Source organism: Pedobacter nototheniae (assembly GCF_032678625.1).
Taxonomy (GTDB): domain Bacteria; phylum Bacteroidota; class Bacteroidia; order Sphingobacteriales; family Sphingobacteriaceae; genus Pedobacter; species Pedobacter nototheniae_A.
In genome coordinates this window covers 717,769-741,970 of record NZ_JAVTSO010000001.1, presented here as the reverse complement: position 1 = coordinate 741,970, position 24,202 = coordinate 717,769, and the positions used below count along the sequence as shown (strand labels likewise).

Sequence of the window (24,202 nt, the reverse complement as noted above, 5' to 3'; positions counted from 1 at the left end):
TATTTTACGCATTCTTCCAAAGCAAACTTTGTTATTAAAGCCTAAAATTACGGGTAAAATAAAAGCCCAAAGCGTTCAAACTTTGGGCTTTTAAAATATTGTAATTCAGCGCTATCTGAAATAATAAATCAAGCTGTAAATAATTGCGGCTAATGTAGCCGAAACCGGGATGGTTAAAATCCATGCCCATATTAAGTTGATGGTTACACCCCAACGTACTGCTGAAACACTTTTTACTAAACCTACACCCACAATTGAACCGGTAATGGTGTGTGTGGTAGAAACAGGAATTGCAAAATGTTCTGTAATCCCTAAAGTTACTGCGCCAGCTGTCTCGGCTGCAACACCTTCTAAAGCCGTTACTTTTGTAATTTTTGAACCCATTGTTTTTACAATTTTCCAGCCACCACTCATGGTACCTAAAGAAATTGCTGAATAACAGGCTACCGGTACCCAGCCCGGCATAGATTCGAAGTTAGGGATTACTTTAGAAGCAATTAAAGCTGTAGCAATAATACCCATTACTTTTTGAGCATCATTACCTCCGTGGAAGAAACTTAAAGCCGCAGATGATAAAAGCTGAAGGCGTTTAAACCATTTCTCTGCCGTGGCAGGTTTTGCATTGCGGCAAATGTTAATGATGATTAAAGTAATAACAACTGAAATTACCATACCAATAACAGGGGCCAATACAATAAAAGAAACAATTTTAATTACATAACCCATGTTAACAGCATCCAGCGGGCTGGCGCCTGTTAACAAGGCATGTGTCATTCCTGCGCCTGCAAAACCACCAATCAGGGTATGCGAAGAACTTGAAGGAATGCCATACCACCAGGTCAATAAATTCCAGATGATGGCAGCAATAAGGCCAGCAAGAATAACTTCTAACGTAATGTAATTCTCGATTACAGTTTTAGCAACCGTATTGGCCACTTTATGGTCTGTGAAATAGAAATAAGCTGCAAAGTTGAAAAGAGCAGCCCATAATACCGCCTGAAAGGGCGTAAGTACTTTTGTAGAAACAACTGTTGCAATCGAGTTAGCGGCATCGTGAAAGCCGTTAATGTAATCGAAAGCGATAGCCAGTATTACAACAACAACCAATAAGGTAGTTACCATGTTTATTTTTTATTAAGCGTTTTTAACAAGGATAGTTTCAAGCACATTTGCAACATCTTCGCATTTATCCGTTGCTTTTTCTATCGTTTGTAAAACCTCTTTATGTTTAATTAATTCAATTGCATTGGTTTCGTACTCGAATAAACGCGCTACGGCCAAAGTAAATACATAATCTGCCTGGTTTTCGCCACTGTTAATGCGGATACAAGCATCGGCAATAACACGAATGTTTTTGAAACTGCGTAATTCTTTAATTGCTTTGTCAATATCGGTACACATCTCTACTAAAAGCTCGGCAATTTTTACAATTGGTTCGCTAATGGTGCTCATATTGTACATTTGCATACGGTTTGCAGTGCCGTAAATATAATCGGCAACATCATCAACAGCTGTGGCCAGTTGGTGGATATCTTCTCTGTCAAATGGAGTAATAAAGTTCTTACTTAACTCAAGAAAGATAGAATGGGTAATGTCATCACCAACATGCTCTAAGCGTTCAATCTCTTTAAAAATTGTTTTTCTGCTTTCTGCATCCGCAGTGCTTACCATTTCTAAAAGGGCTTCAGCTATTTTAAGTGCATTGCTACCAGCTTGTTCGAAAAGCGGATGGAACTTTCTATCTTGTGGGGTAAAGAACTTGAAAATATTGTTCATCTTAATTTATAATATGTTGCAAAGCTACAAGCCCAATGTTAAGTTAATGTTAAGTTATAAATTATATTAAGGAATTACATTTAAGAAACAATGCTTTATTGACTTAACTTAAAGTGTTTTATAGGTATGGTGATGCTTTAGAACTAACTGCAGTCGTTGTTTTGGGATATAACAGGAGCTTAACCAAGGTTAATTGCTGCCCGTGTCAGAATTTTATTTGTCAGCTTTAGCTGCCTTTTTGCAAGGTAAAGGCAAATGTGGTACCTATTCCAGGCGTACTGCGTACAGAAATGGTTTGCTGGTGCGCTTCTAAAATATGCTTAACAATTGCCAATCCTAAACCCGTTCCGCCAACTTCCCTTGCCCTGTGGGTATCTATACGATAAAAACGTTCAAATAAACGTGGTAAGTGTTTTTCTTCAATGCCCATTCCATTATCAGTCACTTCAATTAAAAACTGATCGTGCAATTCGAAAATTTTAATCGCGGTTTCGCCATTTTCAATGCCATACTTAACGCTATTTACAATTAAGTTGATGAGCACCTGCCTGATTTTTTCCCGGTCGGCAGTTACCATGGTTGGGGCCGTATATTTATCCTTAAAAAAAAGTTTTATGTTTTTTGAATGTGCCCGGTCTTCCAGGTAGTCCATCACTTCCTTGGCCAGGTGCACAAAATCAAATTTTTGGTAATGTATTGGAGATTCTCCGGTTTCCAGTTTGGAAATTACATCCAGGTCATTAATTAAATAGCTTAACCTTTCTACATTGTTTCCAGCTTTTTTAAGGAAAATAACAGCTTGTTCAGGATCGTCAACAACGCAATCCTGTAAAGTTTCGATATAGCCCTGGATGGCAAAAAGCGGGGTTTTAAACTCATGGGAAACGTTAGAAAGGAACTCTCGTCTAAACTGTTCTTGTTTTTTAAGCAAGTCGATTTCTTTTTTCTTTGCGCCGGCCCATTCCTTAACCTCATTTTCTACATCGTTAATGGGGTCAGAACTTACATATTCGCCTAAGGCTTCTTTTAAGTCTTTGCCTAATTTAAGGTTGTGAATTAACTTGTAAATGAGTTTAATTTTAGTGTAAATATATTTCTCAATCAGGTAATAAAAAACAATAAAACTGGTTATAAAGGAAATGCCAAAAGAAATAAGCAGATAGTACCAACTTCCCTGAAAGTGGTAATTAACCAGCCCGATTGACAGACCAACTGCAAGAGCCGTAAATAAAACCAGCACACTTAATTTCATGCTGCAATTTAAGTTTTTTATATTAAGGCAATGTTAAGTTAGTTGCTTTTCGGTCAAATATTTCCAATAGCGTTTAGGTACGTGCTGTAGATGGAGTTTAGTGTTTTTACGTGCGACAATGTTTGCACTTTTAAAATAATCTTTCCATAAAAGAGAATAAAGTTCCTCTTTTTCATCCATCAAAACGGTGTTTGGCTTTTTCTTATTCAATTGATCTGTAAAACTCATTGTGATCTCTTCAACACCCTTTAAATCATAGTAAAGACCAAACTTTCGCTTTAAATCGTAAATAATCCACTGCTGATCGGCGTAGCGGTTTTTAAAATGATTGGAAATTAAAGGCAAAACATTAAAATCGGGATCAATAGCAGCATAAAACATTCCGTCGCCTGTTTTTTGAAACCGTATAAAAGCCTCCATACGATGTTTTTCACGTTCTACACTTTTTGCATATTTTGAAAGTGCTATTACGTGCTCATTTCCATAATTGGTTTCAGCACCAGTTTCGTTTTTAAAAATATACACTGAAAATTGAAAAAGATGGTTATAAGCTTCCTGAATTTCTGATAAGTAAGCACAATAAAATTTACACAACCATTCCTTTTTTAGTTTCTTTTGAAGCCCTGCCCAAACCCGGTCTGCCTTTTGATGATCGGTTATTACCGTAAAACATTCAGCAAAAGCCTCCGGCTGAAAAATATCAATAGATTTAAGTACAATTTTTCCCGGTTTGCGTTCAAACCACTCAAAAACTGCAGTTAAAAGCCCTGGCATTGAGCCGTCGAAAATGTAAGTCATTATTTAGTTTTTGCAACCCTGCTGCTGTACAAGAGCATAGGATTAAAATAAAATCAATTGATTGTTGTCTGTTTTTAAGTATTTGCTTTGGCTTTCGGCTAAAATAAAGGCTTTAATTTGGGTACCCTGATAATCTTTTAATTGATATGGACTGTCGGCACAGGTGATGAAATACTTCGCCCGGTTATAAGAGACCCCAATTTTTTTCAGCTGGTCAATCCTGAGTTTTCCGAATTTTCTGGCCTGAACAATTTTTTTGGCAGACATAACCCCAACTCCGGGAATGCGGAGAATCATGGCATAATCGGCCTTGTTAACATCAACTGGAAAATGTTGCATATTTCGAATGGCCCAGCTTAATTTCGGGTCAATATCCACATCGAGGTTTGGGTTGGCATCGTTTAAAATTTCCTGAACTTTAAAACCATAAAAACGCATTAACCAATCGGTTTGATAAAGCCTGTTTTCTCTTAAAAGTGGAGGTTGAGTGCCCAAAACAGGCATTCGGGTATCGTTACTTATCGGTACATAGCCCGAGTAGTAAACCCTTTTTAAAGAAAAGTTTTTGTAAAAAGCATTTGCCATATACATTACATCTTTATCGCTTTCTGGTGTTGCACCGATAACCATCTGGGTGCTTTGCCCGGCAGGAACAAATTTTGGAATGTGTTTAATGAGTTTTTTATCTGCGGCAAACTGAACAATATTTTCCTGAACAAAACTTAATGGTTTAATTACATCGGCATGGCTTTTTTCGGGAGCTAAAAGTTTTAATCCGGCTTCGGTGGGCATTTCTAAATTAATACTCATCCTATCGGCATATAACCCCGCTTCTTTTATAAGCTCATCACTGGCGCCGGGAATGGTTTTTAAATGTATATATCCATTGTAGCGCTGCTCTAATCTCAGTTTCTTAACCACTAATAACAACCGTTCCATTGTAAAATCAGCATTTTTAAATATACCTGAACTCAGAAATAAACCTTCGATGTAATTGCGGCGATAAAAATTCATGGTCAGTTCTACTACCTCATCTACTGTAAATGCAGCACGTTTTACATCATTGCTTTTTCTGGATACGCAGAAAGCACAATCGAAAATACAGTGGTTGGTTAAGAGAATTTTAAGCAAGGAAACACATCGCCCATCTTCAGTATACGTGTGGCAGATGCCTGAAGAATGACTGTCGCCTAAGCCTTTGTTATCATTTTTACGCGTGCCGCCACTGGAGGAGCAGGAAACATCATATTTTGCAGCATCGGCGAGAATATTTAATTTTTCACGGATTCGGTCAAACATAGCTTTTTATTTGCTAACAAAAATAGCAAATAAAAAGCTAATATAATTAGTATTTATACTTAATTATACTCTTATAAGTAGTGTGAACTAATTCCCTTCCCATTCTTTATAGAATTGTTCGAGATACTGCAACATGAAAAGATGTCTTTCTTCAGCGATGATCTTTCCAGCTTCCGTATTCATCATATCTTTAAGTAGAAGTAGTTTTTCGTAAAAATGATTTATAGTGGGCGCTATCGTATTTTTATAGCTCTCTTTTGATAAATGTTGTTCAGGTTTAATGGCTGGATCGTATAAAACCCTGTTTTTAAAACCCCCATAAGTAAAGGCTCTGGCAATGCCAATAGCGCCAATGGCATCCAGGCGATCTGCATCCTGTACAATTTGCATTTCTTTAGACGTAAAACCAGTTTTATCAAAGCTATTTTTGAACGACATGTTCTGGATAATCAGTTTTACATGCGTAATGATTTCTTCCTTAACGTTTAAAGATCTTAAGAAATTTTCAGCCATTTGAGGCCCTAATTCTTCATTTCCATTATTAAATTTTGGATCAGCAATGTCGTGCAGCAGTGCTGCAAAAGCAACAACAGCTTCTTCACCATTTTCTTTTTGATTAATATTTAAAGCCGTTTTATAAACACGTTCTATATGAAACCAATCGTGTCCTGCTTCTGCGTTTTCGAGTGTTTTTTTTACAAAAGAAATGGTGCTTTTTATTGTATCCTGCATAACCTGAAATTAAAAAATCAAAGGTATTAAATTATATGCAGTGAAATAAAACGAATGAATTTTAAAGGGAATTATTAAAATGGCGGTCAGGAAATGGTTGCCGGCTCCTGATCTGCGTCAATTAATTTAATAATTTCGTTAGACTGGAAGGTTAATACATGTAAAATTTCTACATCTAAAATTTCAGTAATCTGAAACAAACGTTCTACCGTTAGTTTGCTGTAACCCAACTCAATTTTACTGTAGGCATTTTGAGATATTTTTAACTTTGCAGCTAAATAATCCTGGGTGTAATCTCTATATTCTCTGATTTTTCTAATATTCGCAGCCACATTCTTCGTCTTCAAAGCCAATAAATCTTCCATAAAATAGGTGTAATTTTAATTTATATTAATGATATAAACGAGGTTACTTCTGTAATAGATTTTTCTGGGTTGATTTTTTTACCAAAAAAGCTGAAGAAAAGGAAGGGAGCGGCAAATACATTTAAGCTAAAAAGCTTTAGATTATTTCAGTAAGAAGTTAAATTATAGGGAATCTGTTGATTGAAAGGCGTTCATTTTTTTGAGCGATAAAGCGGTGGTATTAGAAGGTTAATAAAGGCCCCATTCGTCTTTATATTCATCTTTTTCGAAGTGTTTTACCCACTCAATAAAGATAAGACGAAATTTTTCGAGTTCATTAAGTACGATATTTTTATACTCAGGGGCACAAATCTGGAGCATGTCTGCGGCTTGAACCTGAATTTCGAGTTCGCGGCAATTGGATCTTATTATGGATGCATTTTCCATGCGTAAGACGTAAATATCAGCACCCTCTGCACCAACAATTTTAGGGCAAATGATCAGCACATTTTGCATAATGAGGTTCGCTGTTAAATCAGCCATTTCGCCTTTTAATGTTTCGCAGAACAGGGCAGCATATTTGTAAACTGCCCTTGCCTGGTTGTATAAAGCTTTAGCCCGGAGTGCTTTTAGCCTGCTTTTTTCAGTTTCCTGTTGCGGTAAGCAGTCCTCTTCACCTAAGCTGCTAAGTTGTTCCCATTCGGGCATGTGGTTCATGTCATCAAAATCCATACTTTTTCAATTTGAAGCTGCGTTATGGGAGCGCAGAAGAGCGTAATATATTAATTTTTATGGAAAAACTTATACTTCTGCCTGTATAGTTCGCCTGCTTCCGTCATATAATTCATATTCAAGTAAGCGGCAATCCAGCTTTCCATTGTAGAATTCTACCTTTTTTGAGGCTTTTAGGCCTATTTTTTTGGCTAAATCAGGATTTCCAGTAAAAATATATCCTGAATAACCTTTGCATTCTTTTTTCATATAATCGCCCATGCGTTTATACGTTAATTCGAGCTTGCTGTGTACCCCAAGGCGCTCACCATATTCTGGGTTGAAAACCACAACTCCTTTTCCACCTTCTGGTACTGGTGTTAACTCAAAATCGCACACTTCAAAATCAATTAAAGTATCTACCCCAGCCGTTTTAGCATTTCTGCGGGTAACTTCTACAGCATCTTCCGAAAGATCGGAAGCTATAATTTTTAAATCGATGTTTTTAATTACCTGATCTTTCAAAATTCTTCGCTCGGCAAAAAACTCCTCTTCATTGTAGCCGAGGATGTGCATAAAGCCATAATTCATTCGGTATAAGCCAGGTGCCCTGTTTGTCGCAATTAAAGCTGCTTCAATGGCTAATGTTCCTGAACCGCACATTGGATTTATAAACGGCGATTTTTTGTCCCATTGGGTTGCATATATTACACCTGATGCAAGTGCTTCAAGCATTGGGGCTTTGCCAGGGATTTTACGGTAGCCATGTTTGGCCAGTGTTTCACCTGAAGTATCTAAAAACATGTCAGCATCTGCATCTTTCCAATATAAATGCACAACGGTTTTATTTGCATCCGAACCTGAATTAGGACGGATACCTTTTTTTTCTTTTATCCGGTCAACAATGGCATCCTTTACTTTCAAGTTGGCAAAAAGAGGTGTGGTAATATTTGGATTATCCACATTTGAAGTTACAGAGAAATAGCCCGAAAAATCAATTAATTCTTCCCATTCAATTTCAGAAACTTCTTTATATAAATCATCAGGCGTAATGGCTTTAAAACTTTTTATTGCATACAAAATCTGACTTGCACAACGCAGGTTTAAATTGAGTTTAATACACTCAGTAAGGGTTATGTTAAGCTCAACGCCCGTAGCAAAGGCTCTTTCTATGGTGTAACCCAAGGCGGTAACTTCATCTTGTAAGTAAGGAGAAAGTCGCTTGTTGCAGGTAATAATTACCTTGCTTTTATTGTGGAAAACTTGCATCATAATATATGCGAAGTTATCAATAAAATTATTGAGATTTGATGTTTATAGTACATTAAGTAGTATTAGTTATGGAAATTAAAGGAAAAGTACACGAAGTAGGTGCCACGCAGCAAGTAAGTGAAACGTTTAAAAAACGTGATTTAATAGTAGAATACGCAGAAAACCCAACATATCCGGAATATATTCGTTTTGAGGCATTGCAAGATAAAACTGCATTATTAGATAGCTTTAAAGCGGGCGATGAGGTTGAGGTTTTCTTTAATTTACGTGGTCGTCCATGGACAGATAAAGCAGGAAAAACATCTTATTTTAACAGTCTGGTTATTTGGAGAATCAATGCAATTGCGGCAGGTGCTGCTGCAGCAGGTACTCCAGAATATGCTGCTCCGGTTGATGTGAGCAATGCGCCAGGTGAAGATGATGATTTACCTTTCTAAATAAAGAATCTTTTTTAAGCAAACAATTTTGAACGATGCCGGAATTTATTCCGGCATTTTTTGTTGTTGATTTTTTTTAACATCTGGTTAGTGCTTCATTTACAGTAGGATAGTGCTTGTTAAAATATGTTAAAAACCTATAGTTAAACAGGGTATTGAGTATTTTTGAGGTCTGATAGTTTAACGCTGCAAGATCATCCGATTTAATGAAGAAAAAAAGTTTTTGGTTTATTACTGTTTTAATGACCGTTGCACTGCTTGGTGTTTTCGTGATGCAACTGTATTACATCAGGGAAGCGTATAGCCTAAAATCACAGCTATTTGACGAACAGGTTAATCAAACATTAAGTGATGTGGTGAAAAAAGTGGAGCGCTTAAATGTTGCTGATCACCTCAATAGAAAGGATGCAGAAAACAGGTTAAGGCAGCTTCAGGATTCGAGACAAAGAACTTTAGATATTAAAGATTTAAGGCAGAAGTTTGTGCAGGAATCTGAATTGAAGCAAGCTGAGCGGGAAAATCAAATTGAAAATTACCTGAATCAGCAGGATAGTTTAATCAGGGTTTCTTACCGCGGACCAAAGTTTATATCTGAAAATGACTTTAAAACTTTATCAACACAGAAATCATCCGTAACAGGCACGCACTTAGAGGTGAATATGGATGCTGTTGTTGATTTGAATAGCCTTAACTTGAAGGGTTACAGCATGCGGACTAAATTAATCGGTTCGGGAGACACCAAGACCTTTAATTTTAGAACACCTCAAAATTTACCAGATACCATTCGATACCTTGTTGCAGATCCTATGACTGGAAATCCATTATTGGTGGGCCTGCCAAAAATCTCTGATGATTTGGAGAAGAAATTCAAACGCGAAGATGATATTGCCAAAAAGACACTGGAGATTAAAATTGCGGCCCTTGGAAAAGATACTTTTTCTTACTCCCGTTCCAGTATTGTTGAAGATGTATCTAAGGAAATGCAGGAAAGAAATGTGCCGATTTATAAGCGTATTAAATTTGCAGATCTTAACGCAATTTTGAAACAAGAGTTGCTTAACCATAACATAGATCAAAAGTATGATATGCAGGTTAAGCTGGCTCAGAAAGATTCTGTTTTATATTTGCAGGCATCTAATCCGGCTAATGCTTTTTTACCAAAAAATACCTATAAAATTCCATTATTTGGGAGCGATTTATTCCGTGATCCTGGATTGTTGATGCTAAGTTTTCCGGATAAAAACTCGGCCATTATATCCAATTTAAGTGCAACCTTAGCCTCATCAGTGGGCCTACTGCTAATTTTAGTTTTTATCTTTTCTTATACGCTTTATGCCATTCTGAAACAGAAGAAAATATCTGAAATGAAGACAGACTTTATCAATAACATGACCCATGAGTTTAAAACGCCTGTGGCAACCATAATGATTGCAAGCGAGGCCTTAAAAGACCCTGAGGTTACAGAAGATAAATCGAGAATAAAACGCCTTGCAGGGATTATTTATGATGAAAACGTACGTTTAGGAAATCATATTGAGCGGGTTTTAAGTATTGCCAGATTAGAGAAAAATGAGCTTGAACTGGAAAATACTGAAGTTGATATGAACGATTTGATTGCTATTGTTTTAGATAGCATGAGTTTGCAGCTTCAAAAAAGAAATGCAATTATTAATCTAAATTTAGAGGCCACTCAGGCGCTTGTTTTTGGGGATGAAATGCATTTATCCAGCGTAATCTATAACCTGATTGATAATGCCAATAAATATAGCGCAGATACCCCTGAAATAAACATTAGCACCAAAAACAGTGGTAAACTCTTAGTGATAGAAATTTCAGACAAAGGTATCGGGATGACTAAGGAACAATCAAAAAGAATTTTTGATCAGTTTTACCGGGTACCAACAGGAAACCTGCATGATGTAAAGGGCTTTGGTTTGGGTTTAAATTATGTTCAGGATATTATTAAGCGATTAAACGGCAATATAAAAGTAAGTAGCGAAAAAGATAGGGGAACTACGTTCGAAATATCTTTACCTTACATAAAATAGCATTAACCATCGGTACAAAAGCTTGCTTTATCGATACATTAAGGTTTTGCAGACGTAATTTTTATACTATAGTAAATTAAACCGTTATGCATAATCAGAATCAAACTTTAAGTGTAGGCCGCATGGCTTACGAGAATAAACTAAAGAAAATGAAAAAAATACTTCTGGTAGAGGACGATCCTAATTTAGGTTTATTGTTGCAGGACTACCTGCAATTGAAAGGAAAATTTGATGTGGTTTTATGCACTGATGGTGAAGAGGGTTTAAAAGCATTTACCAAACAAACTTTTGATCTTTGCATTCTTGACGTGATGATGCCAAAAAAAGATGGATTTACATTAGGGAAAGACATTAGAAAAACCAATGCGCAGGTACCTATTATTTTTGCAACGGCCAAAACCATGCTTGAAGATAAATCTGCCGCTTATGATTTAGGCGGTGATGATTACATTACCAAGCCCTTCCGTATAGAAGAATTGCTGTTGCGTATAAATGCCATGTTTAAGAGGGTTGCCAATAAGGCAGGTACAACTAATGAAGCTGTTGAAACGCAGTTTTCGGTAGGGAAATATAATTTCGATTATACCACGCAGATTATAACCTCAGATGATCAGCAACAAAAGTTATCGACAAAGGAAGCCGAGCTTTTACGGTTACTTTGTTTGAAGAAAAACACGGTTTTAACGCGCGAGGAAGCCTTATTGAGTATTTGGCATGATGACAATTACTTTAACGGCCGTAGTATGGATGTGTTTTTAAGTAAGCTACGTAAATATCTTAGAGAAGATCCTTCCGTAGAAATTATTAATGTTCACGGAAAAGGCTACAAATTGCTTGTAAACTAAAGTTTTATGGTCATTCTGAATGATTCAGAATGACTTTATATATAAAGATTTGATTCTACCGCAGGAATCAAATTTTTGCCCTGGGCTAATGTAAACAAAGTATCAACTGCTTTCCGGCCTTCATCGCCTAAGTTAATACTGTATTTATTTACATATAATTCAATGTGTTTGTACATCACCGCTTCGTCCATAGCCTGTGCATGTTGTTTAATAAAATCAATGCAGGATTTTGGATGTGCAAAAGCATATTCAACTGATAAACGGATTAACCTATTTACTTTTAACTGAACATCCCTCTCTAAATTGCGGTTAATTACAATGCCCCCAAGCGGGATAGCACAACCGGTTAATTTCTCCCAGTAATCGCCTAAATCAACAATTTTATTTAAGCCTTTATCCTGGTAAGTGAATCTGTTTTCGTGAATAATTAAGCCTAAATCAATTTTGCCTTCCAGTAAAGCAGCTTCTATATCAGAGAAAACCATTTCCTGCTTATTCTGTAAATGGGGGTAAGCAATACCTAATAAAAAATTGGCTGTTGTATACTTGCCGGGGATTCCGACTTTTAGATCGGGATTTAAAAGATCTTCTTCTGAAAACTTATTTTTACTAATTAAAAGCGGTCCAACACCAAAGCCAAGGGCACTTCCTGCATCCAGCAATGCATATTGGTTTGCTACGTACGCAAAAGCATGAAAACTTAATTTAGTTATATCCAGCTGGCCCTTTAATGCTTTTTGATTAAGGGTTTCAACATCATCAAAAGAGACTTCAAATTCTAAGCCTTCCGTGTCAATTTTATGGTGGATAAGTGCATCGAAAATAAAAGTATCATTAGGGCAGGGCGAAAAACCAAGTGTAAGTTTCATAAGTCAAAATTAACGACTGTAATAGATTACTTCGTCATAATCAGTTCATTTCTGTAAGAAAAGAAATTGCCCATTGATTCAGGTTTTTAATGGCGAGCCCAATTTTCCAGTTGTCTTTATTTCGGGGTTCAACATAGTTGGAAATGCTGCGGATTTGAATACAATCGATATTTTCACGTTTACACGCAAAAAAAACAGCAGCACCTTCCATTCCTTCGGTAGTAGGGTTTAGTCTTTTAATCAGATTGGCAATACTTTTTTCATGACCACTAACCCGGTTTACAGTTATAGCCAAGGCTGTAGGCAAATCTATTTTTAAAGTGCTTCTGTTGTTGTAAGTACTTTCGCCAAAGCCTAAATCATCAATGGATAGAAAATCATTGCCGTTTTCTGCGCCCAGTTCTGCAAAAGTATCGGTGGTAATATTTAAAAGGCTCCCAAGTTCAATGCTACGATCGAAACACCCGGCAATGCCTAAATTTATAACCAGCTTGTATTTACTGCTTAAATGTTTGCCCAGTGCAAAAGCGGTAGCCACCATGCCAACGCCGGTTATTAATAAGTCAAAATCTTTAGTTTCTACAAAATCCTCTTCCGGCAAGTTAAACTGCTGGTAAATAAAAGTAAGCTCGGCCTTTGTTGCAGCTACAACTAATGTTTTCATAGGGTAAAGGTAACCAATGCATGTTTAATTGGCTAATCACAATCTATGCTTAAAATAATGTAGCCTGTTATTTTCTATCATTCTATTTCCATCTTACATTTAGCCCCTTCTGCGTTCGTCCTTAATCCGTATATTTGTATTTTATTTTTTTATAATGATTTATATAACGAGAAAAGCATCATTTAATGCAGCCCATAAACTGGCGAGACCAGATTGGGATGAAGACAAAAATAATGAGGTTTATGGCAAGTGTGCTAATCCTAACTGGCATGGTCATAATTATTGGTTATACGTAACCGTTAAAGGAGAGATAAATCCTGAAACAGGTTTCCTTGTAGATTTGAAATGGCTTAAAGATGTGATGAATATCTATGTAGTAGATAAGGTTGATCATAAAAATTTAAACCTTGATGTAGATTTTATGAAGGATAAACTTGCATCGACTGAAAACCTCGCCATTGCAATATGGGAACAACTTTTAGCTCCCATAGCAGAGAGCGGAGCAATTTTACACTCGGTTAAAATTTACGAAACCGAAAATAACTACGTTGAATATTTTGGCTAATCCATAAATGGAAGATAAAGACATATTACAAGAAGAATCAATGGGCTATATGAAAATAGACCGTTACAATGATTTAAAAATTTCTGCAGTTGCTACACATTATAAAGATATTTTGGGTCAGCTTGGCGAAAATCCTGAAAGAGAAGGTTTATTAAAAACACCTGAACGTGTTGCTAAAGCGCTTCAGTATTTAACGCATGGGTATGATTTAAAACCGGATGAGATTTTAAAATCTGCAATGTTTGAAGAAGATTACAGCCAAATGGTTGTGGTTAAGGATATTGAGGTGTATTCGATGTGTGAACATCACATGCTGCCATTTTTTGGTAAAGCCCATATTGCCTACATTCCTAACGGACATATTGTAGGTTTAAGCAAAATTCCGCGCGTGGTTGATGCCTTTGCACGTCGGTTACAAGTGCAGGAGCGTTTAACCAACGAAATCAGAGATTGCATCCAAAATACACTAAACCCTCAGGGCGTTGCAGTTGTAATGGAATGTAAACACTTATGCATGGCCATGCGTGGTGTACAAAAACAAAACTCGGTAACCACCACTTCTGCTTTTACCGGAAGCTTTTTAAGCAACGATAAAACAAGGGCAGAATTTTTAAGGTTAATTACAGCCAGTTTAGATTAAATTTGCCCCTTAAATGATTTAACGGGCAGATTATAACAGTAAAAGTTTAGATAAAATTTAGTTTCCCCTTTTGGGGTTAAGACATATGAAAGCATATATTTTTCCCGGACAGGGAGCACAGTTTGTTGGCATGGGTAAGGATCTTTATGAAAACCCAAAAGCAGCAGAACTTTTTGAAAAAGCAAACGAAATAATTGGTTTCCGCATTAGCGATATTATGTTTGGCGGTACTGATGATGAGCTTAAACAAACCAATGTAACACAACCTGCAATTTTTTTGCATTCGGTTATTTTGGCTAAAGTTTTAGGCGAAGATTTTAAACCGGATATGGTTGCCGGGCACTCTTTGGGCGAATTTTCTGCCTTGGTAGCGGCTAATGCTTTAACATTTGAAGATGGGTTACGATTGGTTATTGCGCGTGCCAATGCTATGCAAAAAGCCTGCGAAGCACAACCATCAACCATGGCTGCTATTTTAGGTTTAGCAGATGATGTAGTAGAAAAAATCTGTTCGGAAATTGATGCGGTTGTTGTTCCGGCAAACTATAACTGCCCTGGGCAGCTGGTTATTTCCGGAAGTATTGAAGGCATTGATTTAGCTTGTGCTAAATTAACCGAAGCCGGTGCAAAAAGAGCATTAAAATTAAATGTTGGCGGTGCTTTCCATTCCCCTTTAATGGAACCGGCAAAAATAGAATTGCAGGCCGCAATTGAAAGTACAACTATTAATACGCCGCTTTGCCCTATATATCAAAATGTTGACGCCAAGCCATATACCGACCCTGCTCAGATAAAGGAAAACTTAATTAAGCAATTAACCGGTGCGGTAAGGTGGACTCAAACATCAGAAAACATGATTGCTGATGGAGCTACAGCATTTGTAGAGGTTGGCCCTGGCAATGTATTACAAGGGTTGGTAAAAAAAGTAAATCGCGAAGTTCAAACCAGTAGCGCAACAATAGCTTAACAAAGCATTCCCATTATATAAAGGGTGTTTTAAAGTAACTCCCCAAAGATATTTCTGTATTTTCCATTATGTAGCATAATTTTTGTTCATAGGAAATGAAATATAATTTGGTCGGATAGTTATACTTTAAAGCACCCTTTTTTTTATCAATAATTAATACCTTTATCAGCATCGATGAAATTAACCTTTGGCGTAAAAATTAGATTTCTACTGCTTGTTTTAGGCTTTTGCCTGATAGCAACATCCATATCATTAAGCAGGTTTACCACGAGGTCGGAACTTTTAGAACGGGACTCAAAAGAGATACAGGAGAAATTGCTGATCAGTGAAACGACTGTTCAAAATTTTTTAGCCAATAAAAACAATATAGAGAATGCCGAGAAATTTCACTTTGATCCGGCCAAAGCACTCTCTTTTATAGAGGTTTACAGGAGAAAACTTGGGATTAACCTACTTACCTATCAAAACAATCAACTAAAATTTTGGAGTACAAATAAGGTTTCAGATCTTGATCCTTCGGCGCTAAAAGAAGGTCATTCGGTTTTGTTTTTATCCAATGGCTGGTATGAAGTTATAAAGCGCACAGAAAATGATTTTAGCCTGGTTTTTTTAATAACCATTCAGTCACAGTTTCAGGTTAAAGAAAACCAGTATTTTAAAAACGATATCGATCCGTTGTTATCCGGATCAAACAAACTTACTTTAGCAAACTTTAACGATAAAGAGATTTATGCAATAAAAAGTATTGATAATAAATTTCTTTTTGGGTTAAAAGTTAAGCCCAACTATGCAGAAAAATATTATTCGGGCGTTCAGCTCTGGTTGTTTTTGTTTGGTGTTTTATGCATTTGCATGTTTTTTAATTCTCTTTGCTCGTTAATAGCAAAGCGGGGTTATTTACTTTCAGCCACATTTCTGCTTACGCTTTTTTTCTTTACTACCCGAATAAGCGATTTGTATTACGGTTGGTTTAACCACCGATTTGTGCTCGAACTTTTCGATCCAAGAATTTATTCCGAAAGTTGGCTGATGCCTTCTTTGGGAGATTTTTTGTTAAATGTATTCTCTTTAACCTGGGTGCTTTTGTTTATGTACAACCACCGGGTTGAATATAAGTTTAGTGAAAGTATTAGAAGAAGTAAAGTAGCGGGAATTATTATCCATGTAATCTTTTTATTCTTAATAGGCTACATGGCGCTTGTGGTTGATGATATTTTCTTTGGGTTAATTTACAATTCAAAAATAAATTTCGAGATCATTAATATTTTAAAGCTAAGTGGTACAAGCTGGGTTAGTATTGTTATTCTGTGCCTGGTTTGGTTCCATATTTATTTAGTTACGATTATATCCACTACGGTAAGTTTACAATTAAACGTAACAAACAAAGAGCGGTTAATTATCTTTGCAACTGGCTTTTTGATGGTATTCCTGTATAAATGTGTTACCAATTTTACGGCTTTCTTCATCATCTTCGCCCTGGTACTTTTTATAGTAACAAGAAGCGTATATGTAAAGCGTGCTTATTTTTCGATGGGTCTTTTTGCGATTGTTTTTTTCTGTTTAGCGTTTAATACCTCCATAAAATACATCAAGTATAAAGATATAAAAGAGCGTAGTTTTCGTGAAACATTTGCCCGGAAAGTGCAATCATCAGAAGATCCAAATGCGATAATTGCGTTGGGAAATTTGGAACAACAAATTATTAGCGACCCTTATTTGGTTAAGTATTTTACGAAATCAGAGAACAATAATTATTCAGTTTTAAAAAACCATTTCAAAAATTATCTCGATGGCTACTTAACAAAGTACGATTATCAGATTTACCCGTATGATGAGGGCGAAAAATCACTCAATAATCCTGAGGCACAGCCGCTAATTTCTAAATATAAAACACTGGTTGAATATGGGTCGGTTAAAATAGAACGGTCAAATTACTTCTATCAGGTAAACAACACTTTTGGTTACCAGGATTACTTTGGAATTATCCCGGTGCTGAATGGCGGAAATTTACTCGGCACTTTTGTTATTGAACTGCGTTCGAAACCCTATAATTACAATAACCGTTTGCCCGATCTGCTTGGCGACCAGCGATTAATGCGGGAAGAGAATTTTAAAGATTATTCTTTTGCGCTTTACAACAATAATAAATTACTTAACCAATCCGGAAACTTTACGTATCCACTGGATGGGCATATTTTTAAGGGAAGAATAGATGATTTTATAACCAGCGACGATCACTTTTTGCGCTATAGCCATATGGTTTATATGCCAACGCCAAGTAAAATGGTTATCATCAGCAAAGAAAAGGTAAGTTATATAGAGCGCCTGGCGGCATTATCTTTCTTCTTTTTGATTTTTATTGTATTCTCTATTATTCTTTACGGTTTAATCTGGTTGATTAAGAACCTTGACGATGATAAAGTTGGCTGGTTTAGCATCAACAGATCTTTAATGATTAATGCCAATAAAATCCTCTACAAAACCCGTATTCAACTTTCCATCGTACTTTCTGTAGTGGCAACTTTGCTTATTGTTGGCTGGACAACTTATTTCTATATGGATAAGGAATACAGAAGTCAGCAGGATCTTTTAATTAAAGATAAGATAAGGAAGGTACAGCAAAACTACGAAAAACAGGTTTTTAACCATGGCAGCATCAATAATGATGAAAATGCCATTGCCGATTTTAATAATTTTGCAGATATTAATAATGCAGATTTAAATTTGTACGATTTAGATGGAAACCTGGTTATGACCACTTTCCCAAAACTATTTTCGTATAAAATAATCAGCCGGAAAATAGCCCCGCTTGCTTATATCTATTTAAAGCAACTGCAACGTTCAGAATTTATTAACGGGGAGGAAAAAATAGGCTCGCTAATTTATGCGGCAGCCTATGCGCCGATCAGAAATGCGCAGAATAAAACAATAGCTTATATAGGCCTGCCAAATTATTCCAATGAGGAAGAATATAAAGATAAGATTGCACTCTTTGTAAGTAACCTGATTAACATTTATGCCCTGGTGTTTGTAGCCATTGGAGTGCTGGCCGTATTTTTGGCTAATCAGATTACCAACCCATTAACATTTATACAGGAAAGCATTAGCCGCACAAAGATAGGACAGCGTAACGAGCCTATTGTCTGGCGCCGGCACGATGAAATTGGCTCATTAATTAAGGAATACAACAGTATGATTGCTGCGCTGGAAGCCAGTGCAATAAAGCTGGCGCGTTCTGAACGGGAAAGTGCATGGCGTGAAATGGCGAAGCAAGTTGCCCACGAAATTAAAAACCCTTTAACACCTTTGAAATTAGGGGTACAACTACTGGAAAAATCATGGCGGGAAAAGGATCCAAATTTTGAAATTAAATTTAATAAGTTCAGTAAATCTTTTATTGAGCAAATTGACAGTCTTTCAAAAATTGCGTCAGAATTTTCAAATTTTGCCAAAATGCCAGATACCAACCTGGAGAAACTCTCCATTTTGCCTATTATAGAACAAACCAGGGAAGTATTTAAAAGCACAGAGAACGTAGAGATTAACATATTGAATAAAGCTGATCTTAACGTGCAGATTATGGCAGATCGTGATCAGCTTCTGCGAACCTTTAATAATTTGTTTAAAAATGCAATTGAAGCCATTGACGGAGATGGTTCGTGCTGTATAACGGCTGTTTTATACAATGATGAGATTAATGCTTACATCGAAATAAAAGATAATGGCAAAGGCATTCCGGCTTCTCTACACAATAAAATATTTGTGCCTAATTTTACAACCAAAACCTCGGGTACAGGTTTAGGCTTAGCCTTTGTAAAACAGGCAGTAGGAAATGCAGGCGGTACCATAAGTTTTACTTCCATATCAGAGGTTGGTACAACATTTTATTTAAGTTTTCCATTAGCCAATTCACCAGGAAAATTAAAGGCATAGAATAAAGCCTAAACAGGATAACTGTTTCGGAAACAAATTGCTTGGATGTTTAATAGAGTTGTAAAAGGATTTGGGAGTGGGGTTGGGATGGTAAGAAAGGGGAGTTGGGATTGATTTATCTTAAGTCTATCTGGGCCTTGCCCATTGTGCCACCGTCTGCATAAAGAATTACGGTGTAAATACCTTTGATGAATTGATTCGGGTTTTTCCAGTCGATTACATAGGTGCTTTCATCGTTGTTGTAATTGATAAAGATAGAATGGCTGTACTGCATTTCTTGTCCATCAGCTTCAAAACGATTGCCTTCATTTGCAATAAGGTTACCGGCGGGATCAAATACCCTTATGTAAATGTTATGGTGTGCTTTTTCAGCAAGTTCGTTTGGGATAATGTTAAAACGAACACTCAGCTTTTCTGCCGTTGACGATTTCGTAACCTCTACTTTTTTGCCGCTGGATTTTGTTCTGAAAGCCACGACCTCTGCATTTTGAAGTTTTAAAGCTGAAGCCGTTTTTACTTTAGCATTTAAGTTTGAGTTTTCATTCTCCAGATTTGAAGCCTTGCTGCTCATGTTTTTTACGGCATTTGCAAGGCTATCCCGACTATTCTTTAAGAATATGTTATCTTTTTGAAGCTGGATAATCTGTTCGTTGTAGGTTTTAACAAAGCCTTTAAGCTCATTAATCTGCGCATACGCTTTATCTAATTGTGCCTGTGTCATTTCGCCTTTTTGTAAAGCTATTTTTAACTCAGCAATTTTTTCGCGGGCAGATTTTTCACTTTCAACCAGTTTTTCATTCAGGTTCAGGTTTAAAGCATTTACTTTATCCAGCTCAACCTCTATTTTTTCAACTTCCAGCCGGAGTTTATCCTTTTCTGTGCTTACGGTTACAAATCTTTTATTTTGCTGTTTATCTTTAAAAAACAAATATGCATTTGTACCAATTAGGGCTGCGATAACAATAATAAGGAGGTAAATTTTATTTCTATCACCTTTATTAACAATTTTTGGGTCCATTTTTTAATTATGCTCTCTATTTCAAATTTAATATACTTTGTATCTTCATAGGTAAATGGCAACACGGGTGGAACTATAATAGAGCGTAAATTAAAATTTTTACTAATAATTATATGAGTTTTTAAAAAAAATCGTTTACTTGCTAATGTTCCCTATTGTATGGTAAATAACACAAACCTACGTCCTCAATAAAAAAACAGAGAAAAATAATGCTTAAAAACTTTATATACGCAATTTTAACTTTAATTACAGCGCCTTATATACTAAATGCACAACCACTAACAAAAATTGCACCAAAAAGAGAATTTAGAGGGGTTTGGGTGGCCACTGTTACCAATATAGATTGGCCCTCTAAACCCGGTTTAACCGTTGATCAGCAAAAACAGGAATTAATCGGCATATTGGAAAAACACAAAAGCCAGGGGTTTAATGCCATTATTTTACAAATCAGGCCGGCGGGCGATGCTTTATATGCAAAATCAAGAGAGCCCTGGAGCCAATGGCTGATGGGAAAACAAGGACTTGCACCTGCACCTGGTTATGATCCATTAGCTTTTGCTATTAAAGAGTCTCATTTTAGAGGAATGGAGCTGCACGCCTGGTTTAATCCTTATCGGGGGAGTATGAGCAGTACCACCGTTTTAAGCGAAATGCATGCCGCAAGAAAGCATCCTGAATGGTTTTTTATATATGGAGGGAAAAAACAATTTGATCCCGGTATTCCGGAAGTTAGAGAATATATTGTTCAGGTTATTTTAGATGTAGTTAAAGAATACGATGTGGATGGGATTCATTTCGATGATTATTTTTACCCTTATAAAATAGAAGGACAGACTATAAATGACGGGAATACTTTTTACAAGTATCCAAATGGATTTTCGAATATTAAGGATTGGCGGAGAAACAATGTTGATTTATTAATTAAAATGCTTGATGACAGTATTCATCACTATAAAAAGTATGTGAAATTTGGAATCAGTCCTTTTGGTATATGGAGAAACAAATACGAAGACCCTGAAGGGTCGGCCAGTAATGGGCTTTCCAATTATGCCGAGCTTTATGCCGATAGCAGAAAGTGGGTAAAAGAAGGCTGGGTAGATTACATCAATCCACAAATTTATTTTACGTTTACCCGCAAAGTTGCACCATTTGGAATTTTGACCGATTGGTGGAGCAATAATAGTTATGGAAGGCATGTTTATGTTGGACAGGCCGCTTATCTGGTAAATTCAAGAGCCGAACTCGCCTGGCGTAACCCGTCCGAACTTCCGAATCAAATCAGATACATCCGAGAAAATAACCGCTTACAGGGAAGTGTTTTCTTTTCCTCAAAATCTTTAAGTACAGTTGCCAAAGCTTTCGGCGATTCGTTGCGGACCGATTTTTATAAATATCCTGCTTTGCCACCACAAATGCCCTGGCTGGATGAAGTACCACCAAATTCTCCTCAAGCCCTAATTGTTGAGGCGCTAAAAGATGGCGTGCATTTAAAATGGCAAAACCCGGTAAAGGCCAGTGATGGCGAAACCTCATCCGGTTTTGTAATTTACAGGTTCAGCGAAGGAGAAAAAATTTCAGTTCTCGATCCTAAAAACATCCTGAAAATCAGTTTTGAAGATTATAATTCTTTTATTGATACAAGTGTAGAAGCAGGAAAAAGATATAGTTATTTGGTTACAGCTTTAGATAGACTGAAAAATGAAAGTGAACCAAGCGGGCCGGTAGGTGTAGAAATTCCACTTGCTAAATAAGCTAAGATACCTTTAAGGTAGATTCTCTAACCACCAATGTTGGACTCAGGACTATTTTATTGGTGTTTTGATAGGGATTTTCTTGTTTAATCATTTTTAAAAACATTTCTGCACAGGCAGAACCCATTTTATTCGGGTGCTGATCTATTGTAGATAGGGCCGGGCTTATGTAATCTGAAAAGGTTTCGTTTGCGAAACCAATCACACCAATCTGAGGCGGTGTTTTACCCAGTTGTTTTAGCTTTTTTATTACACCTAAGGCGGTAAAATCATCTCCGGCAATAATGGCGTCTGGAGCATTTTTACTGCTCATTAGCATTTCTGCACCCTTTTGCCCACCATCAATAGATAAATCACCATAAATAACCTGTTCATCAGCAAATCTTAAATTGTGCTTAAGTAAAGCAGCCTTATAACCCTTTAAACGATCATCAAATATTTTAATCTGGTGTTCTGTTGTTACAAAACCAATGTTTTTATAACCTTGTTTAATAAGGTGTTCCGTTGCAATAAGGCCGGCTTCAAAATCATTCAGCGTAATGGTCGGAACTTTTAAGCTTTCGTGCACCCTGTCAAACAAGATTAAAGGTTTATTTTGTTTAATGATTTCACTGAAATGTTCAAAAATATTTGTTTCTAATGACATGGAAGCGATAATTCCATCTACCTGTGCCTCGAGCAAAGTTTTTACTCCATTAATTTCATTATCAATTGATTCGTTTGACTGGTAAAGGATAATCCGGTATCCACTGTTTTTTAAACCTTCTTCTATACTATGAATAACAGATGCAAAGAAATGCGCCTGCACACTGGGCACAATAACGCCGATAATATACGTTTTTCCGGATTTTAGCGCTGAAGCTAATTTATTTGGGCTATAGTTTAATTTTTTGGCTACTTCTAATACGGCATTCCTGGTGGCATCACTTATGGCAGGAAAACCACTTAATGCCCTTGAAACCGTAGAAACGGTTACATTGAGTTCTTGCGCAATATCATATATAGTGGTTTTCTTTTTCAATCTTTACAACTAATTAGGCCAACAATTTAGAGTTTATACTTTAATAATAATGTTCTTTTTATACATAAACCAAAGCAGCACATAAAACACGAGCACAAAACTTATTGCCCACATTAATGAAGCGTTTATTGGAGAAAAATATGGCGCATAAAAGGTATTGTATGCATAGGCTAATGCTCCGATTTTTTTGCCATCGGGTTTGGTGATTAAAATAAAGTTGAGTAAACGGGGAATTAAACCCGAAAGAAAAAATACAGTTATGGCATTTACGCCATAAATTACAAATGGTGTTGTAAATTTTTTATAACCTTGCACATCAATAATCCAGTAACATAAAGCAAGCGCTACTGATGCTAAACCGCCTGCATACAACACATAAGAGCTGGTCCACAATGATTTATTAATGGGGAATTGCAAATCCCATAGTAAACCTGCAATAATTGTTAAAATACCAACAGAAAATAACCAGGCTACTTTCGTGGAGTTATCTACATCTTTACGGCGCATCCAAATGCCCACCAATATACCAAACAGGCAGGTGCCTATTGCGGGTAATGTGCTTAAAATACCTTCAGGATCCCAGGTTTTTGCTGACGCCCAGGTATGTGCCTCGGTTAAAATACCCCGGTCTATCCAGGCGGCTAAATTGGTTTCCTTTTCAAGGTTGGCATAACCTACTCCCGGTACCGGAACAAAAGTCATTAAGGCCCAGTAAACAGCCAATATTATAATTAAAGTTTTAAAAATGGTTTTAGGGGAGGCCTTTACAAAAATAATACTGCTGATGATAAATACAATTCCGATGCGTTGCAATACACCAAGTAACCTTACGGTTTGAAAAGCAGTTGAATAATCTGTAACTAATTTACCAAAAATAGCGAGAAAGAACCCTAAAAAATAAAGGATAAGCCCTCTTTTTATTGCTTTTAAAATTGTTTTTTTATGTGTAGCGGGATCAGCTTTGCTGCTGCTCATGGCAAAAGCAATTGATACGCCCACAATCCAGAGGAAAAAGGGGAAGATTAAATCTGTTGGCGTACAGCCATTCCATTCAGCATGTTCTAAAGGAGCATAAATATGACCCCAGCTGCCGGGATTATTCACTAAAATCATGGCAGCTACTGTTAATCCCCTAAAAAAATCCAGAGAGAGCAAACGTTGTTTTGGTTCGGTCATTTGAAGGCTGTTTTGGTTATTGATAAACTAAATTAGAACATTGTTCTTGTAAAGTGAAATAAATAACCATTCGGAGGCCGCACC

At 36.6% G+C, this 24,202-nt stretch carries 22 protein-coding genes; 8 read left to right on the top strand and 14 right to left on the bottom strand.

The annotated features are described in order from the left end of the window. Positions 1-111 precede the first annotated feature (111 nt). From R2Q77_RS03360 to R2Q77_RS03320, 9 genes are all read right to left on the bottom strand, one after another. Entirely contained in the window at positions 112-1,122 is a 1,011-nt protein-coding gene (locus tag R2Q77_RS03360; RefSeq protein WP_316802289.1) for an inorganic phosphate transporter, read from the bottom strand. Between the two features lie 12 nt (positions 1,123-1,134). After that, positions 1,135-1,776 (bottom strand): DUF47 domain-containing protein, encoded by a 642-nt coding sequence (locus tag R2Q77_RS03355; protein ID WP_316802288.1) that lies wholly within the window; start codon positions 1,774-1,776, stop codon positions 1,135-1,137. Positions 1,777-2,002: 226 nt separating this feature from the next. Beyond that, complete coding sequence (locus tag R2Q77_RS03350; RefSeq protein WP_316802287.1) at positions 2,003-3,028, bottom strand: sensor histidine kinase; 1,026 nt, start codon at positions 3,026-3,028, stop codon at positions 2,003-2,005. A gap of 33 nt (positions 3,029-3,061) precedes the next feature. Further along, positions 3,062-3,826 (bottom strand): TIGR03915 family putative DNA repair protein, encoded by a 765-nt coding sequence (locus R2Q77_RS03345; RefSeq protein ID WP_316802286.1) that lies wholly within the window; start codon positions 3,824-3,826, stop codon positions 3,062-3,064. Between the two features lie 42 nt (positions 3,827-3,868). Further along, the gene (locus R2Q77_RS03340) at positions 3,869-5,125 is read right to left on the bottom strand and encodes a putative DNA modification/repair radical SAM protein (RefSeq protein WP_316802285.1); all 1,257 of its coding nucleotides are present in this window, start codon (positions 5,123-5,125) and stop codon (positions 3,869-3,871) included. A gap of 87 nt (positions 5,126-5,212) precedes the next feature. After that, on the bottom strand, positions 5,213-5,857 hold the full coding sequence (locus R2Q77_RS03335) for an HD domain-containing protein (RefSeq protein ID WP_316802284.1): 645 nt from the start codon (positions 5,855-5,857) through the stop codon (positions 5,213-5,215). Positions 5,858-5,943: 86 nt separating this feature from the next. Further along, positions 5,944-6,222: a helix-turn-helix domain-containing protein gene (locus R2Q77_RS03330; protein WP_316802283.1), complete on the bottom strand. Its 279-nt coding sequence runs from the start codon at positions 6,220-6,222 to the stop codon at positions 5,944-5,946. A 228-nt stretch (positions 6,223-6,450) separates the two neighbouring features. Next, the gene (locus R2Q77_RS03325; protein ID WP_316802282.1) at positions 6,451-6,933 is read right to left on the bottom strand and encodes a hypothetical protein; all 483 of its coding nucleotides are present in this window, start codon (positions 6,931-6,933) and stop codon (positions 6,451-6,453) included. 69 nt (positions 6,934-7,002) lie between these two features. Further along, the gene (locus R2Q77_RS03320; protein WP_316802747.1) at positions 7,003-8,181 is read right to left on the bottom strand and encodes a class I SAM-dependent RNA methyltransferase; all 1,179 of its coding nucleotides are present in this window, start codon (positions 8,179-8,181) and stop codon (positions 7,003-7,005) included. A gap of 71 nt (positions 8,182-8,252) precedes the next feature. Between R2Q77_RS03320 and R2Q77_RS03315 the strand changes: the two genes are divergently transcribed. The 3 genes from R2Q77_RS03315 (at position 8,253) to R2Q77_RS03305 (ending at position 11,514) form a co-directional block, all read left to right on the top strand. After that, on the top strand, positions 8,253-8,621 hold the full coding sequence (locus R2Q77_RS03315) for a DUF3127 domain-containing protein (protein WP_316802281.1): 369 nt from the start codon (positions 8,253-8,255) through the stop codon (positions 8,619-8,621). A gap of 206 nt (positions 8,622-8,827) precedes the next feature. Next, positions 8,828-10,669, top strand: a complete 1,842-nt coding sequence (locus R2Q77_RS03310; protein ID WP_316802280.1) for a HAMP domain-containing sensor histidine kinase — start codon at positions 8,828-8,830, stop codon at positions 10,667-10,669. 149 nt (positions 10,670-10,818) lie between these two features. Continuing rightward, the gene (locus R2Q77_RS03305) at positions 10,819-11,514 is read left to right on the top strand and encodes a response regulator transcription factor (RefSeq protein WP_316802746.1); all 696 of its coding nucleotides are present in this window, start codon (positions 10,819-10,821) and stop codon (positions 11,512-11,514) included. Positions 11,515-11,549: 35 nt separating this feature from the next. Here R2Q77_RS03305 and R2Q77_RS03300 read toward each other — a convergent pair whose 3' ends face one another. Both R2Q77_RS03300 and mqnB read right to left on the bottom strand, forming a co-directional pair. Continuing rightward, a complete protein-coding gene (locus R2Q77_RS03300) occupies positions 11,550-12,383 on the bottom strand; it encodes a 1,4-dihydroxy-6-naphthoate synthase (protein WP_316802279.1) in 834 nt (277 codons plus the stop codon). A 40-nt stretch (positions 12,384-12,423) separates the two neighbouring features. Further along, positions 12,424-13,047 carry a futalosine hydrolase gene (mqnB, locus tag R2Q77_RS03295; RefSeq protein WP_316802278.1) on the bottom strand — a complete coding sequence of 208 codons (624 nt, stop codon included), beginning with the start codon at positions 13,045-13,047 and terminating at the stop codon, positions 12,424-12,426. A gap of 154 nt (positions 13,048-13,201) precedes the next feature. On the opposite strand from mqnB, the gene R2Q77_RS03290 reads away from it, so the two are divergent. The 4 genes from R2Q77_RS03290 (at position 13,202) to R2Q77_RS03275 (ending at position 19,152) form a co-directional block, all read left to right on the top strand. Continuing rightward, complete coding sequence (locus R2Q77_RS03290) at positions 13,202-13,612, top strand: 6-pyruvoyl trahydropterin synthase family protein (RefSeq protein WP_316802277.1); 411 nt, start codon at positions 13,202-13,204, stop codon at positions 13,610-13,612. Positions 13,613-13,619: 7 nt separating this feature from the next. After that, positions 13,620-14,252 carry a GTP cyclohydrolase I FolE gene (gene folE, locus R2Q77_RS03285; protein WP_316802276.1) on the top strand — a complete coding sequence of 211 codons (633 nt, stop codon included), beginning with the start codon at positions 13,620-13,622 and terminating at the stop codon, positions 14,250-14,252. A gap of 85 nt (positions 14,253-14,337) precedes the next feature. Next, positions 14,338-15,219, top strand: coding sequence for an ACP S-malonyltransferase (gene fabD / locus R2Q77_RS03280; RefSeq protein ID WP_316802275.1), 882 nt, complete (start codon positions 14,338-14,340; stop codon positions 15,217-15,219). Positions 15,220-15,393: 174 nt separating this feature from the next. Beyond that, complete coding sequence (locus tag R2Q77_RS03275) at positions 15,394-19,152, top strand: sensor histidine kinase (protein WP_316802274.1); 3,759 nt, start codon at positions 15,394-15,396, stop codon at positions 19,150-19,152. Positions 19,153-19,267: 115 nt separating this feature from the next. Here R2Q77_RS03275 and R2Q77_RS03270 read toward each other — a convergent pair whose 3' ends face one another. Further along, entirely contained in the window at positions 19,268-20,170 is a 903-nt protein-coding gene (locus R2Q77_RS03270; protein WP_316802273.1) for a hypothetical protein, read from the bottom strand. Between the two features lie 209 nt (positions 20,171-20,379). On the opposite strand from R2Q77_RS03270, the gene R2Q77_RS03265 reads away from it, so the two are divergent. After that, positions 20,380-21,921 (top strand): glycoside hydrolase family 10 protein, encoded by a 1,542-nt coding sequence (locus R2Q77_RS03265; protein WP_316802272.1) that lies wholly within the window; start codon positions 20,380-20,382, stop codon positions 21,919-21,921. Position 21,922: 1 nt separating this feature from the next. On the opposite strand, the gene R2Q77_RS03260 is transcribed toward R2Q77_RS03265, so the two are convergent. Both R2Q77_RS03260 and R2Q77_RS03255 read right to left on the bottom strand, forming a co-directional pair. Then, entirely contained in the window at positions 21,923-22,942 is a 1,020-nt protein-coding gene (locus R2Q77_RS03260; protein WP_316802271.1) for a LacI family DNA-binding transcriptional regulator, read from the bottom strand. Positions 22,943-22,975: 33 nt separating this feature from the next. Next, positions 22,976-24,118, bottom strand: a complete 1,143-nt coding sequence (locus R2Q77_RS03255) for a DUF5009 domain-containing protein (protein ID WP_316802270.1) — start codon at positions 24,116-24,118, stop codon at positions 22,976-22,978. Positions 24,119-24,202 lie beyond the last annotated feature (84 nt).

Coding starts and splice junctions, on each gene's coding strand:
- R2Q77_RS03290 (WP_316802277.1), top strand. CDS start 13,202: ATGATTTATATAACGAGAAAAGCATCATTTAATGCAGCCCATAAACTG.
- R2Q77_RS03340 (WP_316802285.1), bottom strand. CDS start 5,125: ATGTTTGACCGAATCCGTGAAAAATTAAATATTCTCGCCGATGCTGCA.
- R2Q77_RS03335 (WP_316802284.1), bottom strand. CDS start 5,857: ATGCAGGATACAATAAAAAGCACCATTTCTTTTGTAAAAAAAACACTC.
- R2Q77_RS03300 (WP_316802279.1), bottom strand. CDS start 12,383: ATGAAACTTACACTTGGTTTTTCGCCCTGCCCTAATGATACTTTTATT.
- R2Q77_RS03345 (WP_316802286.1), bottom strand. CDS start 3,826: ATGACTTACATTTTCGACGGCTCAATGCCAGGGCTTTTAACTGCAGTT.
- R2Q77_RS03265 (WP_316802272.1), top strand. CDS start 20,380: ATGCTTAAAAACTTTATATACGCAATTTTAACTTTAATTACAGCGCCT.
- R2Q77_RS03355 (WP_316802288.1), bottom strand. CDS start 1,776: ATGAACAATATTTTCAAGTTCTTTACCCCACAAGATAGAAAGTTCCAT.
- R2Q77_RS03360 (WP_316802289.1), bottom strand. CDS start 1,122: ATGGTAACTACCTTATTGGTTGTTGTTGTAATACTGGCTATCGCTTTC.
- R2Q77_RS03350 (WP_316802287.1), bottom strand. CDS start 3,028: ATGAAATTAAGTGTGCTGGTTTTATTTACGGCTCTTGCAGTTGGTCTG.
- folE (WP_316802276.1), top strand. CDS start 13,620: ATGGAAGATAAAGACATATTACAAGAAGAATCAATGGGCTATATGAAA.
- R2Q77_RS03275 (WP_316802274.1), top strand. CDS start 15,394: ATGAAATTAACCTTTGGCGTAAAAATTAGATTTCTACTGCTTGTTTTA.
- R2Q77_RS03320 (WP_316802747.1), bottom strand. CDS start 8,181: ATGCAAGTTTTCCACAATAAAAGCAAGGTAATTATTACCTGCAACAAG.
- R2Q77_RS03310 (WP_316802280.1), top strand. CDS start 8,828: ATGAAGAAAAAAAGTTTTTGGTTTATTACTGTTTTAATGACCGTTGCA.
- R2Q77_RS03270 (WP_316802273.1), bottom strand. CDS start 20,170: ATGGACCCAAAAATTGTTAATAAAGGTGATAGAAATAAAATTTACCTC.
- R2Q77_RS03325 (WP_316802282.1), bottom strand. CDS start 6,933: ATGGATTTTGATGACATGAACCACATGCCCGAATGGGAACAACTTAGC.
- mqnB (WP_316802278.1), bottom strand. CDS start 13,047: ATGAAAACATTAGTTGTAGCTGCAACAAAGGCCGAGCTTACTTTTATT.
- R2Q77_RS03315 (WP_316802281.1), top strand. CDS start 8,253: ATGGAAATTAAAGGAAAAGTACACGAAGTAGGTGCCACGCAGCAAGTA.
- R2Q77_RS03330 (WP_316802283.1), bottom strand. CDS start 6,222: ATGGAAGATTTATTGGCTTTGAAGACGAAGAATGTGGCTGCGAATATT.
- R2Q77_RS03255 (WP_316802270.1), bottom strand. CDS start 24,118: ATGACCGAACCAAAACAACGTTTGCTCTCTCTGGATTTTTTTAGGGGA.
- R2Q77_RS03305 (WP_316802746.1), top strand. CDS start 10,819: ATGAAAAAAATACTTCTGGTAGAGGACGATCCTAATTTAGGTTTATTG.
- fabD (WP_316802275.1), top strand. CDS start 14,338: ATGAAAGCATATATTTTTCCCGGACAGGGAGCACAGTTTGTTGGCATG.